The sequence below is a fragment of the Streptomyces sp. HSS9-12 genome (assembly GCF_054963655.1).
This window is the reverse complement of sequence record NZ_JBUEGC010000013.1, coordinates 43295-57337: the sequence shown is the minus strand read 5'-3', so window position 1 is coordinate 57337 and position 14043 is coordinate 43295. Positions and strand designations below refer to the sequence as shown.

Below are 14043 nucleotides of genomic sequence, written 5' to 3'. Positions count from 1 at the left end.
AAGCGGGCCATCATGTAACCTGCACGAAAATTCAGACGCAGAGGGCCAACGTCGTCCCTCGGTATAGACCATGCCTCGACGACGACGGGAGAGCTGATGCGTTCCGCGTCCACGCAGCCCGTGACCGGCGGTAGCACCGCTTGGTCGCCCATGGACGGGCGCCCCGCCCAGCAGGGGATGTACGACCCGCGCAACGAGCACGACGCCTGCGGTGTCGGCTTCGTTGCCACCCTCAGTGGCGAGGCGAGCCACGAGCTCGTGGAACAGGCCCTCACCGTCCTGCGGAACCTCGAACACCGCGGCGCCACCGGCTCCGAGCCCGACTCCGGTGACGGTGCGGGCATCCTCGCCCAGGTTCCGGACGCGTTCCTTCGCGAGAACGTCTCCTTCGAACTCCCCGAGGCCGGCCACTACGCCGTCGGCATCGCCTTCCTCCCCGCCGAGGACGCGGCGGCCGGTGCGGCCGCCGGGCACATCGAGCGGATCGCCGTCGAGGAAGGCCTGACCGTTCTCGGCTGGCGCCAGGTCCCGGTCGCCCCCGAGCTGTTGGGCAATGGCGCCCGCGCCACCATGCCGTCCTTCTCCCAGCTCTTCGTGACCGACAGCAACGGCGGCAAGAGCGGCCTGGAGCTGGACCGGCTGGCCTTCGTGCTGCGCAAGCGCGCCGAGCGCGAGGCCGGGGTGTACTTCCCGTCGCTGTCCGCGCGGACGATTGTCTACAAGGGCATGCTGACGACGGGTCAGCTGGAGCCGTTCTTCCCGGACCTGTCCGACCGCCGGTTCGCCACCGCCATCGCGCTGGTCCACTCGCGCTTCTCGACGAACACCTTCCCCAGCTGGCCGCTGGCACACCCGTACCGCTTCGTCGCCCACAACGGCGAGATCAACACCGTCCAGGGCAACCGCAACTGGATGCGGGCCCGTGAGTCTCAGCTGATCAGCGACAAGTTCGGGGACAAGGGCCTGGAGCGGATCTTCCCGATCTGCACCCCCGACGCCTCGGACTCCGCCTCCTTCGACGAGGTGCTGGAGCTGCTGCACCTCGGTGGGCGCTCGCTGCCGCACGCGGTGCTGATGATGGTCCCCGAGGCGTGGGAGAACCACCCCTCCATGGACCCGGCCCGCCGCGCCTTCTACCAGTACCACTCCACGATGATGGAGCCCTGGGACGGCCCCGCCTGCGTCACCTTCACCGACGGCACCCAGGTCGGCGCCGTGCTCGACCGCAACGGCCTGCGCCCCGGCCGCTACTGGGTCACCGAGGACGGCCTTGTCGTGCTCTCCTCCGAGGTCGGCGTCCTGGACATCGACCCGGCGAAGGTCGTCCGCAAGGGCCGCCTGCAGCCGGGCCGGATGTTCCTCGTCGACACCGCCGAGCACCGCATCATCGAGGACGACGAGATCAAGGCCCAGCTCGCCGCCGAGCAGCCGTACCAGGAGTGGCTCGAGACCGGCCTGATCGACCTTCCCGACCTGCCCGAGCGCGAGCACATCGTGCACACCCACGCCTCGGTCACCCGCCGTCAGCAGACCTTCGGCTACACCGAGGAAGAGCTGCGCGTCATCCTCGCGCCCATGGCCAGGACCGGCGCCGAGCCGATCGGCTCCATGGGTACGGACTCGCCGATCGCCGCCCTCTCCGCTCGGCCGCGGCTGCTGTTCGACTACTTCACCCAGCTGTTCGCGCAGGTCACCAACCCGCCGCTGGACGCCATCCGCGAGGAGCTCGTCACCTCGCTGATCTCCTCGCTCGGCCCGCAGGGCAACCTGCTGGAGCCGACGGCCGCGTCCTGCCGCAGCGTCACCCTGCCGTTCCCGGTGATCGACAACGATGAGCTGGCCAAGCTCATCCACATCAACGCCGACGGCGACCTGCCCGGCTTCAAGGCGGTCACCCTCTCCGGCCTCTACCGCGTCAGCGGCGGCGGCGAGGCGCTGGCCGCGCGGCTGGCCGAGATCTGCGCCGAGGCCGACTCGGCCATCGCCGACGGCGCCCGGCTGATCGTGCTCTCCGACCGGCACTCGGACGCCGAGCACGCGCCGATCCCGTCGCTGCTGCTCACCTCCGCCGTCCACCACCACCTCATCCGTACCAAGCAGCGCACCCAGGTGGGCCTGCTGGTCGAGGCCGGTGACGTGCGCGAGGTGCACCATGTCGCGCTGCTCATCGGATACGGCGCCGCGGCGGTCAACCCGTACCTGGCCATGGAGTCGGTCGAGGACCTGCTGCGCGCAGGAACGTTCATCGAAGGTCTGGAGCCCGAGGTCGCGATCAAGAACCTGATCAAGGCGCTCGGCAAGGGCGTGCTGAAGGTGATGTCCAAGATGGGCATCTCCACCGTCGCCTCCTACCGCGGCGCGCAGGTCTTCGAAGCGGTGGGTCTGGACCAGGAGTTCGTCGACACCTACTTCCACGGCACCGCCACCAAGATCGGCGGCGCGGGCCTGGACGTCATCGCCAAGGAGGTCGCGGCCCGGCACGCCAAGGCCTACCCCGCCTCCGGCATCGCCCCGGCCCACCGTGCCCTGGAGATCGGCGGCGAGTACCAGTGGCGCCGTGAGGGCGAGCCGCACCTGTTCGACCCGGAGACGGTCTTCCGGCTGCAGCACTCCACCCGGGCGCGCCGTTACGACATCTTCAAGCAGTACACCCAGCGCGTGGACGAGCAGTCCGAGCGGCTGATGACGCTGCGCGGCCTGTTCTCCTTCAAGAGCGGCCGGGGGCCGATCCCGATCGAGGAGGTCGAGCCGGTCAGCGAGATCGTCAAGCGGTTCTCCACCGGCGCCATGTCGTACGGCTCCATCTCCCGGGAGGCGCACGAGACCCTCGCCATCGCCATGAACCAGCTGGGCGGCAAGTCCAACACCGGTGAGGGCGGCGAGGACCCGGAGCGGCTGTACGACCCGGCCCGCCGGTCGGCGATCAAGCAGGTCGCCTCCGGCCGCTTCGGCGTGACCAGTGAGTACCTGGTCAACTCCGATGACATCCAGATCAAGATGGCGCAGGGTGCCAAGCCCGGCGAGGGCGGCCAGCTGCCCGGCCACAAGGTGTACCCGTGGGTGGCCAGGACCCGGCACTCCACCCCGGGCGTGGGCCTGATCTCCCCGCCGCCGCACCACGACATCTACTCCATCGAGGACCTGGCTCAGCTGATCCACGACCTCAAGAACGCCAACCCGGCGGCCCGTATCCACGTGAAGCTGGTCTCCGAGGTCGGCGTCGGTACGGTCGCGGCCGGTGTGTCCAAGGCGCACGCGGACGTGGTGCTGATCTCCGGCCACGACGGCGGTACGGGTGCCTCCCCGCTGACCTCGCTGAAGCACGCGGGCGGACCCTGGGAGCTCGGTCTCGCCGAGACCCAGCAGACCCTGCTGCTCAACGGCCTGCGCGACCGCATCGTCGTGCAGACCGACGGTCAGCTGAAGACCGGCCGCGACGTCGTCATCGCCGCGCTGCTGGGCGCCGAGGAGTTCGGTTTCGCGACCGCTCCGCTGGTTGTCTCCGGCTGCGTGATGATGCGCGTGTGCCACCTGGACACCTGCCCCGTCGGCATCGCGACCCAGAACCCGGTGCTGCGCGAGCGGTACAACGGCAAGGCCGAATTCGTCGTGAACTTCTTCGAGTTCATCGCCGAGGAGGTCCGCGAGCTGCTGGCCGAACTGGGCTTCCGTACGCTGCAGGAGGCCGTCGGCCACGCCGAGCTGCTGGACACCTCCCGCGCGGTGGACCACTGGAAGGCACAGGGCCTGGACCTGGAGCCGCTGCTGCACGTGCCGGACCTGCCGGCCGGCGCCGTACGGCACCAGGTCGTCCCGCAGGACCACGGCCTGGAGAAGGCGCTCGACAACGAGCTCATCGAGCTCGCCGCCGACGCGCTGGCGGCGCCCTCCGCGGAAGAGGCCCAGCCCGTACGGGCCCAGGTCGCGATCCGCAACATCAACCGGACCGTCGGCACCATGCTGGGCCACGAGGTGACCAAGAAGTTCGGCGGCGCCGGCCTGCCGGACGACACCATCGACATCACCTTCACCGGCTCCGCGGGCCAGTCCTTCGGTGCCTTCGTGCCGCGCGGTATCACCCTGCGGCTCGAGGGCGACGCCAACGACTATGTCGGCAAGGGCCTGTCGGGCGGCCGCATCATCGTCCGCCCGGACCGCGCGGCCTCCCACCTGGCCGAGTACTCCACCATCGCGGGCAACACCCTCGCCTACGGCGCGACCAGCGGCGAGATGTTCCTGCGCGGCAGGGTCGGCGAGCGCTTCTGCGTCCGCAACTCGGGCGCGACGGTGGTGTCCGAGGGCGTGGGCGACCACGGCTGCGAGTACATGACCGGTGGCCGGGCGGTCGTCCTCGGCGAGACCGGCCGCAACTTCGCGGCGGGCATGTCGGGCGGCATCGCGTACGTCATCGACCTGGACATCGACAACGTCAACCGCGACCTGGTCTCCGCCGTCGAGACGCTGGACGCGGACGACCGGCAGTGGCTGCACGATGTGGTGCGCCGCCACCACGAGGAGACCGGCTCCACCGTCGCGGAGCGGCTCCTGGCCGACTGGGACGCGGCCGTGACGCGCTTCAGCAAGGTCCTGCCGCCCACGTACAAGGCCGTGCTCGCCGCCAAGGACGCCGCCGAGCGAGCCGGACTCTCCGAGTCCGAGACCCACGAGAAGATGATGGAGGCGGCGACCAATGGCTGACCCCAAGGGCTTCCTGACCACCGGGCGCGAGGTCGCCAAGACCCGCCCCGTCGAAGAGCGCGTCAAGGACTGGAACGAGGTCTACGTCCCCGGCTCCCTGCTGCCGATCATCAGCAAGCAGGCCGGCCGCTGCATGGACTGCGGCATTCCGTTCTGTCACAACGGCTGCCCGCTGGGGAACCTCATCCCCGAGTGGAACGACTACGCCTACCGCGAGGACTGGCAGGCGGCCAGCGAGCGGCTGCACGCCACGAACAACTTCCCGGAGTTCACCGGGCGGCTGTGCCCGGCTCCGTGTGAGTCGGCGTGCGTGCTGGGCATCAACCAGCCCGCGGTGACCATCAAGAACGTCGAGGTCACCATCATCGACAAGGCGTGGGACAGCGGTAATGTCACGCCGCAGCCCCCGGAGCGGCTGTCCGGCAAGACGGTCGCCGTCATCGGCTCGGGCCCGGCGGGCCTGGCCGCCGCCCAGCAGCTGACGCGGGCCGGTCACACGGTCGCGGTGTACGAGCGCGCCGACCGCATCGGCGGCCTGCTGCGCTACGGCATCCCCGAGTTCAAGATGGAAAAGCGCCACATCAACCGCCGCATCGAGCAGATGCGCGCGGAGGGCACCAAGTTCCGTACGGGCGTGGAGGTCGGCCGGGACATCGACGCGAAGCAGCTGCGCAAGCGCTACGACGCCGTCGTGCTCGCGGTCGGCGCCACGACCGCCCGCGACCTGCCGGTGCCGGGGCGCGAACTGAACGGCATCCACCAGGCGATGGAGTACCTGCCGCTCTCCAACAAGGTGCAGGAGGGCGACTACGTCACCGCGCCGATCTCGGCAGAGGGCAAGCACGTCGTCGTCATCGGCGGCGGTGACACGGGCGCCGACTGCGTGGGCACCGCCCACCGCCAGGGCGCGGCGTCGGTGACCCAGCTGGAGATCATGCCGAAGCCGGGCGAGACGCGGGCCCCGCACCAGCCCTGGCCGACCTTCCCGATGCTCTACAAGGTCACCTCGGCGCACGAGGAGGGCGGCGAGCGGGTCTACTCCGTCTCCACCACCCACTTCGAGGGCGACGAGGACGGGAACGTCCAGTTCCTGCACCTGGTCGAGGTCGAGTTCAAGGACGGCAAGCTGGAGCGGAAGCCGGGCACCGAGCGGAAGATCCCGGCCCAGCTGGTCACGCTGGCGATGGGCTTCACCGGCACCGACCAGGAGAACGGCCTGGTCCAGCAGTTCGGGCTGGAGCTGGACGACCGCGGCAACATCGCGCGCGACGCGGACTTCGCCACCAACGTGGACGGCGTCTTCGTGGCGGGCGACGCGGGCCGTGGCCAGTCGCTGATCGTGTGGGCGATCGCCGAGGGCCGCTCGGCCGCCCGCGCGGTGGACCGCTACCTGACGGGCGCGAGCGCCCTCCCGGCTCCGATCCGCCCGACGGACCGCGCCCTGACCGTCTGATCCGTTCCGTACGGTCCTTGAGCTCCGCCGTACAACGGCGTACGGACCGGAAACCGCGGCGCCTGCCCCTCCCCGACCGCACACCGTGAGGGCAGGCGCCGCGGCATGTCCTGGCGCCCTGTGCTGTCGCATCACTCGATGCTCCCTTGTCCTCCCGGCGTGACCCGGTCAGGTGGTCGCATCGTCCAGGCAGGCGTGTTGGCGGAGATGAGACCCATTGGTGATCAGCATCCCTGGCGGGGAACCCGGCTCGGCTCCTACGATTTCCCTAGTCGGGGGAGGAGTTGGGCTCAGTGGCGCGCAGCAACGCACCGTCAGGACAGGTGCCGGGACAGTCCTCGGGGAATCGGATCGAGGCCGCCGTCGCCTGGACGTTCAGGCATCTCGACGGGGTCGTCGCCATCGTCGCGGCCTTGGTCATCGGTCTGCTGGACATTCTCGGCAACACAATCTCGGACCATGTCACTTCCGGTGCGACCCTGCTGGTGCTGGCCGCGCTGGTCTTCGGGTCGCTGACCGAGCGTCGGCGCCGGGTCGCCGACATCCGGGAGGCGACGACGGGGACGCAGCGGGCGCTGGAGGACCTCGCCATGGTCCGGTCGCTGTCCGGGACCGAGGTCAGACGGGCGCTGGACGATGCGCGGCAGAACACCGACCGGTGGGTGTTCAAAGGCGGCACCGGGACGTATCTGCGCGCCGTCACGCTCCCCGAGTGCGTACGCAAGGCGCAGGAGCAGCGCCGCTCCCTCACGATGAAGATCGACATCGTCAACCCGGCGAACCCCCAGGCCTGCGAGGCGTACGCACGCTTCCGGCGGACCTTCGACGGCGGGCAGGGGGACGAGGCGGAGCGGCGCGGCTGGAGCGCCGAGCGTACGCGCAAGGAGTCGTACGCCACCGTGCTCGCCGCCTGCTGGCACAAGCAGCGGCTGGACATCCTGGAGATCGACGTCCACCTCTCGTCGGTGGTTCCCACCCTCCGCTTCGACCTGACCGACTCGTGCCTGATCATCACCCAGGACGATCTGCGCCGGGTCAACCTCCTGGTGGAGCGGGGGCGTCCGCTCTACGACTACTACCTGACCGAGCTGCACCAGGCCCGCGAACAGGCGCTCGCCCTCAATCTGCACGGCGCCGCGCCGCTCAGCGACGAGCCCACGGTGGACGAGGCGCGCCGCCTGTTCGAGAGCCTGGACCTGGCGCTTCCCGCCGCCATCACCGACAGAGACGTCGGCGAGATCATCGACAAGGCGCTGCACGCGGAGAACCCGTACCGGAGATGAGCCGCCGCTGGGGGACCCGGCGCCGAAGGAGACATCCCATGGACTATCGAGTACTCGAACGGACCATTGGGCTGGGCGGGGGGACCGACTCGCTCTTCGACGCGGCATCGACCGCACTGGAGGACGTCGCCTCCGGGCGGCGTGAGCTGCGCGCCGTACGTCACCCGCTCGGTTTTCTCTGCCTGCCGGTGTTACGTGACGGCGACCGGGGCGTCTGCGTGCACGTCTTCGAGCCCGGCGCGAGCGACTCCGTCGAACTCACCACATCGCCCATGCACTGTCACAGCTGGGAGCTGACCAGCTTGGTGCTCTACGGCCGGGTCGGCAATCTGCGGATCTGCGTGGACCGGGATACCGTGCGGCCCACCCACCGCGTCTTCCAGGTGCACAGCAGTCCCTCCGGGGTGGACGAGATCCGGCCGACTTCACGCCTGGTCCGCTGCGAGCCCGGCCCCGAGCAGACCAGCACCCGAGGCCAGATTTACCGGCTGCCGGCAGGGGCGTTCCACACCACCGTCGTACCGAGTGGGAGCGCCGCCGCCACCCTGGTGCTCGGCCGCTCCCTGCCACGGCACAGCGACCTCTCCCTCGGGCCGGTGCATGGCAACGCCCACCAGGTGGTACGACAGACATGCGACGCCGTGCTGACCGCCCGGACGGCGCTGACCGCCCTCAGGAGGATCCATGGGCATCACGAAGACTGACCCAGCCGGCACCGTGGACGCGGGAGAGCCGTTCGCGGCAGCGGAGTTCGCGGCCGAGCGGGAGCTGGCCGTCGCCGCCGTCCGCGAGGCGGGCGCTCTGGTGCTCTCCGGATTCCAGGGCCAGTACGGCATCCGCCCGAAGGGCGACCGCGGCGATGTGGTCACCGATCTGGACCTGATGGCGGAGCGGCTCGTCGTACAGCGGATCCGGGAGCGCTACCCGCACGACCGCATCCTCGCCGAGGAGGCGGGGAGCTTAGAGGGCGACGCGGCCGACGCGCCGGGGCCGCGCAGAACGTGGCTGGTCGACCCGCTCGACGGGAGCAACAACGTCGTCATCGGGCTGCCGGCGTACGTCGTCGGTGTCGCTCTGTGCGTCGACGACGAACCGGTGGTCGGCGTCGTCCACGACCCCGTCACCGACCAGACCTGGTCGGCGCTGAACGGCTGCGGGGCATACGGGCCGCACGGCCGGATGACCGGCCCCGCCGGACCGCTCTCGCCCTCCGGGCCGCTGCTGGCCTGGACCCAGGGGCATTCCGTCGCCCGCGAGGACCCGGCCGCGTGCACGCTCAAGTCGGCCCTGGAAGCCCGCTCCAGGCGCCTGCTCCAGCTGTGGGCGCCGCTGCTGACCTGGTCGATGCTCGCCCGCGGCGACATCGACGGCTTCGTCGGCTACCGGGCCGGGGTCATCGACTTCCCCGCCGGTGCGCTGCTCGCCGCGGAGGCCGGCCTGGAGATCCGCGCCCTGGACGGCGGCGCGTTCCAGAGCTCCATCGCACGGCCGGACTCCGACCGGAGTTTTGTCGCCGGGCGGCCGGAGGACATTCCGTACCTGCTCGAACTCGTCAGCCAGAGCGCGGTGCTCGACCTCGTCCGCTAGGGCCTTGGCCGCTGCGGCAGGTGGCGGGACCACCGGCAGGTGATCGACGGGATCCTGCACCGGGTGTCCGGCGTTCCGCTTGGTATCCGGCCGCGGGCCGCCTGCTCGGCCATCCGCCGGACGGAGGAGCACCGGGCTTCCGCTCAACGCCGGCGGGTGTCAGCGCGGGGGATCTATCCCGTACTCGCGGATCTTGCGGTAAATGGTGGCGCGGGAGACTCCCAGTGCTCGGGCGGCTTCGTTCTTGTTGCCCTTGGCGTCGATCAGGCTGCGTACGATCGCATCGCGTTCGAGGGACTCCAGGGGGCTGAGCACCCGGCGGCCCACCGTCTGGCATTCCGGAGGCAGGTCGCCCGGCTCGATCACCCCGGATCTGCGGTGCTGCGCCACGGTGCTCAGGGCCTGCCGGAGTTGCGCGGTGTTCCCGGGCCAGGTGGCGCGCATCAGCAGCCGCATCGCGGCAGGGGAGCAGGTCAAGGTGGCGGTCGAGTTCAGGTTCGTGAGCAGGAAGGGCACGAGTTCGCCGACATCCTCGATGCGGTGGCGCAGCGGCGAGACCTCCACCGCTGCGGGGAAGGCGCGCAGCAGGCAGGCGAGGTCGTGGTCGTGGTCGAGTGGGTGGTGGGTCGCCGTCACCCACAGGCGCTCTCCGGCCCGGTCGGCGGCCCGGTGCTGCCGGTGGAGGAGAGCGGCAAGTGACTGAGTGGTCTCGCGGGGCAGCCGGTCGATGTGCCGGAGTACCAGCGTGCCGCTGCTCTGCTGCAATTCCTGCCGCACGTAGCTGAGGAATGCGGTGGAGTCGGTCGCCTCGGCGGCGTCCAGTACGTGGAAGCGGCCGGCGGGATCGTGGTGGCGGTGCACGGCGCGCAGCAGGGCGAGCTTGCCGGTGCCCGCCTCGCCGTGCACGGTGATCCATTCGCCGGTCTGGTAGCGCGCGCGCACTTGGTCGCAGGCGCGCTGCCACACGGCAGACGAGCCGGCGAGGCCGGGCAGCACGGGGCGGCAGGCCGGTGTGCCGGGCGGCAGCCCCGGGGCCGTCCCGGTGAGCCGGACTCGGACCACGCCACCGGCGGGACCTGATTCGGCGTGCACCGGAGCGCAGGACATCCTGGCCGTTGCGCCACTGGGCAGATCCACATCGATCGTGACGCGTTTGCTGCCCATCATCGCCTCGGCCGCGCTGGCCAGCAGCGCGGCCTGGTCGGTGGCCGTGAGCACCTGACGGGCATGGTCGTTCATCATGACGACGTCGTTGTTGAGCGCGAATACGATGCCGCGGCTATGGCGGCAGGCCCGCAGGTACTCCTGGAACAGCGCGAATTCCCGCAGTCCGGTCAGCGTCGTCAGTTCCCGCTCGATGTGCTCGGCCGTGGTCTTGGCCAGCGCCAGCAGCAGGGGTGAGACGTCGTGGCTCCAGCAGGTCAGGTCCAGCACACCGAGCACGCGTCCGGAGACGGGGTGGCGTACCGGCACCCCGACACAGCCGAGGTCCTCGAGGTCCTCGGCGTAGTGCTCGTGTCCGACCACCCCGGTGGCCTGGCGGCCCTCCAGGGCCGTGCCGATGCCGTTGGTCCCCACGAACTTTTCGGCATAGCTGAAGCCGGGGGCGAGCTGGACCCGGTCCAGGTGGCGTTCGAGCTGAGGGTCCCCGGTGCGCCGGTCGAGGACGACGCCCGCCGCATCGGTGAGGATGATGCTCACCGCCTCATCGCTCACCTGCTCCCGTAGCCGCTTGAGGACCGGTGCGGCGCTGTGCACCAGCGGGGTCTCGAGATTCGGGTCCTTGGCGTACGGCTGCTGGACATGGTCGGCGGCGACCTTCCAGCTCTTCGACCTCCACCACGAGGCGGCGATCGTCTCGCGTACCTGGTCGCAGTCGACGGCCCCGGCCGTGATGAACCGCTCCCGCGCCGCCGCGAGCACCCGTCCGCGAGGCGGGCGCGGAGCGTCGGAGTGTGTCGAGCGCATCACGTCTCCCTTTCCGGCTCGTGAGATTTCAGAGGCGCTTCGGGGATGTGTTACGGCCATGCAACCAGGCCCCGCACATCGCAGGAAGACCGCGGGACCGTCTCATATTGAGACCGCGCCCGGCCGCCGGGTGCCGTGTGATTGCTCATGCCAGGACGTCATCGACGGGGCCCCTGCGACCGCCAGGGGCGCCCCGGGTGACACGCGGGTGACCAGCGTGGCGACGGTGCGGTCGCGGGCGCCGAAGCCGTGCACCACCCATTCCCAGGAGGCATGGAGTGAGCCGACAAAGTCTGAGCAAGGCGCACAAGAAGATCACCGAGCTGTCATGGGAGCCGACCTTCGCCACCCCGGCGAAGCGGTTCGGCACCGACTACAAGTTCGACAAGGCGCCGAAGAAGGACCCCCTCAAGCAGATCCTGCGTTCCTACTTCCCGATGGAGGAGGAGAAGGACAACCGCGTCTACGGCGCGATGGACGGTGCCATCCGCGGGAACATGTTCCGGCAGGTGCAAGAGCGCTGGATGGAGTGGCAGAAGCTGTTCCTGTCCATCATCCCGTTCCCGGAGATCTCGGCCGCCCGGGCCATGCCGATGGCCATCGACGCGGTCCCCAACCCCGAGATCCACAACGGCCTGGCCGTGCAGATGATCGACGAGGTCAGGCACTCGACGATCCAGATGAACCTCAAGCGCCTGTACATGAACCACTACATCGACCCGGCCGGGTTCGACATCACCGAGAAGGCCTTCTCCAACAGCTACTGCGGCACCATTGGCCGGCAGTTCGGCGAGGGCTTCATCACCGGCGACGCGATCACCGCCGCCAACATCTACCTGACCGTGGTCGCCGAGACCGCCTTCACCAACACCCTGTTCGTGGCCATGCCGTCGGAGGCGTCCGCCAACGGCGACTACCTGCTGCCAACGGTGTTCCACTCGGTGCAGTCGGACGAGTCCCGGCACATCTCCAACGGCTACTCCATCCTGCTGATGGCGCTGGCCGACGAGGACAACCGCAAGCTGCTTGAGCGCGACCTGCGCTACGCGTGGTGGAACAACCACTGCGTGGTGGACGCCGCGATCGGCACCTTCATCGAGTACGGCACCAAGGACCGCCGCAAGGACCGGGACAGCTACGCGGAGATGTGGCGTCGGTGGATCTACGACGACTACTACCGCAGCTACCTCATCCCGCTGGAGAAGTACGGCCTGGTCATCCCGCACGACCTGGTCGAGGAGTCGTGGAACCGGATCTACAACCAGCACTACGTGCACCGCGTCGCCCAGTTCTTCGCCACCGGATGGCCGGTCAACTACTGGCGCATCGATCCGATGACCGACGAGGACTTCGAGTGGTTCGAGTCGAAGTACCCCGGCTGGTACAACCAGTTCGGCCGCTGGTGGGAGGAGTACAACCGGCTGCGCTACCCGGGCCGCAACAAGCCGATCGCGTTCGAGGACGTCGGCTACGAGTACCCGCACCGCTGCTGGACCTGCATGGTGCCGTGCCTCGTCCGCGAGGACATGGTGGTCGACAAGGTCGACGACCAGTGGCGGACCTACTGCTCCGAGCCCTGCCACTGGACCGACAAGGTGGCCTTCCGCCCGGAGTACGAGGGCACCCCGACCCCGAACATGGGCCGACTGACCGGCAAGCGCGAGTGGGAGACGCTCTACCACGGGCAGGACCTGGCCGACATCATCACCGACCTCGGCTACGTCCGCGACGACGGCAAGACGCTGGTCCCGCAGCCGCACCTGGACCTGGACGACCCGAAGAAGCTGTGGACCCTCGACGACGTGCGCGGCACCCCGTTCTACAGCCCCAACGTGCTGCTCAACGAGATGTCCGACAGCGAGCGTGAAGCGCACATCGCGGCCTACAAGGCGAACCCGAACGTCACCCCCGCGGCGGCCTGACGCCGACCCGACCGGCTCTCGCCGCGGCGCGCAGCCGCGACGCGCCGCGGCGAGAGCCCCCACCCGAGGAGCGGCATCATGGCCGACACGCACAAGGTCCGATTCGAACCGGTAGGCATGGAGATCGAGGCCGACGAGGACGAAACGGTGCTCGATGCCGCTTTCCGGCAGGGCGTCATGCTGATCCACGGCTGCAAGGAAGGCCAGTGCTCGGCATGCAAGTCCTTCCTGCTCGACGGCGATGTCCAGATGGGCCAGTACTCCACGTTCGCCCTGCCCGACTTCGAAAGGGACGAGGGGTACGTCCTGTTGTGCCGGTCGCACGCCTACAGCGACGTGGAGATCGAACTCGACAACTACGACGAGGACATGATCAGGTCCGGTCTGCCGGTGGTCACCGAACAGACCGAGGTGGCCTCGCTGAGGGAGCTCACGCACGACATCTCCCTGCTGCGGCTGAAGCTGCCCGAGGAGTCCACCTTCCGCTTCCACCCCGGCCAGTACGTCGACATCACCGTCCCCGGAACCGGTGAACACCGCTCGTTCTCCATGGCCAACCTCGCCGCGGCCGAAGGCCAGTTGGAGTTCATCATCAAGCGCTACCCCGGAGGCAAGTTCTCCGGCCTGCTCGAAGACGGCCTCGCGACCGGCGACCCGCTGCAGGTGACCGGCCCGTACGGCACCTTCACCCTGCGAGTCGGCTCCGACCGCCGGCTGGTCTTCGTCGGAGGCGGCGCCGGGATGGCCCCCATCCTGTCGCTGCTGCGGCAGATGGCCGAGAGCGGGAACGAGCGCGAGGCGGTCTACTACTACGGTGCCCGCACCGAAGGCGACCTGATCCAACTCGACGAGCTGACACACCTCGCCGAGCAGCTGCCCGCCTTCCGCTTTGTGCCCTGCCTGTCCGACAGCTGGCCGCACGACTGGCCCGGGGAGACCGGTCTGGTCACCGATGTCCTGGAACGTCGGGAGGACAACCTCGCCGACTGCGACATCTACCTCTGTGGGCCGCCGCCGATGATCGACGCGGCCCTGCCGCTGCTGGAGGGCATGGGCGTGCCCGAAGAGCAGATCTTCTTCGACAAGTTCACCATCACCGCTGCCGCCGAGGACTGACGGATCCCCGACGGAT

General features: G+C 69.5%; 8 protein-coding genes. 7 read left to right on the top strand and 1 reads right to left on the bottom strand.

Annotated features, from left to right (window positions below):
• Positions 1 to 96 precede the first annotated feature (96 nt).
• From gltB to ACY34J_RS09460, 5 genes are all read left to right on the top strand, one after another.
• The gene (gene gltB, locus ACY34J_RS09480; RefSeq protein WP_462724825.1) at positions 97 to 4698 is read left to right on the top strand and encodes a glutamate synthase large subunit; all 4602 of its coding nucleotides are present in this window, start codon (positions 97 to 99) and stop codon (positions 4696 to 4698) included.
• Complete coding sequence (locus ACY34J_RS09475; protein WP_462724824.1) at positions 4691 to 6151, top strand: glutamate synthase subunit beta; 1461 nt, start codon at positions 4691 to 4693, stop codon at positions 6149 to 6151. The genes gltB and ACY34J_RS09475 overlap by 8 nt, the downstream gene beginning before the upstream one ends.
• A gap of 293 nt (positions 6152 to 6444) precedes the next feature.
• Positions 6445 to 7434 carry a hypothetical protein gene (locus ACY34J_RS09470; protein WP_462724823.1) on the top strand — a complete coding sequence of 330 codons (990 nt, stop codon included), beginning with the start codon at positions 6445 to 6447 and terminating at the stop codon, positions 7432 to 7434.
• A gap of 38 nt (positions 7435 to 7472) precedes the next feature.
• On the top strand, positions 7473 to 8138 hold the full coding sequence (locus ACY34J_RS09465) for a hypothetical protein (protein ID WP_462724822.1): 666 nt from the start codon (positions 7473 to 7475) through the stop codon (positions 8136 to 8138).
• The gene (locus tag ACY34J_RS09460) at positions 8119 to 9021 is read left to right on the top strand and encodes an inositol monophosphatase family protein (RefSeq protein WP_462724821.1); all 903 of its coding nucleotides are present in this window, start codon (positions 8119 to 8121) and stop codon (positions 9019 to 9021) included. The genes ACY34J_RS09465 and ACY34J_RS09460 overlap by 20 nt, the downstream gene beginning before the upstream one ends.
• A 159-nt stretch (positions 9022 to 9180) precedes the next feature.
• Here ACY34J_RS09460 and ACY34J_RS09455 read toward each other — a convergent pair whose 3' ends face one another.
• Complete coding sequence (locus ACY34J_RS09455) at positions 9181 to 10989, bottom strand: sigma-54-dependent Fis family transcriptional regulator (protein WP_462724820.1); 1809 nt, start codon at positions 10987 to 10989, stop codon at positions 9181 to 9183.
• A gap of 278 nt (positions 10990 to 11267) precedes the next feature.
• On the opposite strand from ACY34J_RS09455, the gene ACY34J_RS09450 reads away from it, so the two are divergent.
• Positions 11268 to 12911 (top strand): ferritin family protein, encoded by a 1644-nt coding sequence (locus tag ACY34J_RS09450; protein WP_462724819.1) that lies wholly within the window; start codon positions 11268 to 11270, stop codon positions 12909 to 12911.
• A gap of 78 nt (positions 12912 to 12989) precedes the next feature.
• Positions 12990 to 14027, top strand: a complete 1038-nt coding sequence (locus ACY34J_RS09445; RefSeq protein WP_462724818.1) for an FAD-binding oxidoreductase — start codon at positions 12990 to 12992, stop codon at positions 14025 to 14027.
• Positions 14028 to 14043 lie beyond the last annotated feature (16 nt).

What these genes read in the sequence shown, in the direction of transcription:
- gltB (WP_462724825.1), top strand. Translation starts at nt 97, where the DNA reads ATGCGTTCCGCGTCCACGCAGCCCGTGACCGGCGGTAGCACCGCTTGG.
- ACY34J_RS09460 (WP_462724821.1), top strand. Translation starts at nt 8,119, where the DNA reads ATGGGCATCACGAAGACTGACCCAGCCGGCACCGTGGACGCGGGAGAG.
- ACY34J_RS09475 (WP_462724824.1), top strand. Translation starts at nt 4,691, where the DNA reads ATGGCTGACCCCAAGGGCTTCCTGACCACCGGGCGCGAGGTCGCCAAG.
- ACY34J_RS09445 (WP_462724818.1), top strand. Translation starts at nt 12,990, where the DNA reads ATGGCCGACACGCACAAGGTCCGATTCGAACCGGTAGGCATGGAGATC.
- ACY34J_RS09465 (WP_462724822.1), top strand. Translation starts at nt 7,473, where the DNA reads ATGGACTATCGAGTACTCGAACGGACCATTGGGCTGGGCGGGGGGACC.
- ACY34J_RS09455 (WP_462724820.1), bottom strand. Translation starts at nt 10,989, where the DNA reads ATGCGCTCGACACACTCCGACGCTCCGCGCCCGCCTCGCGGACGGGTG.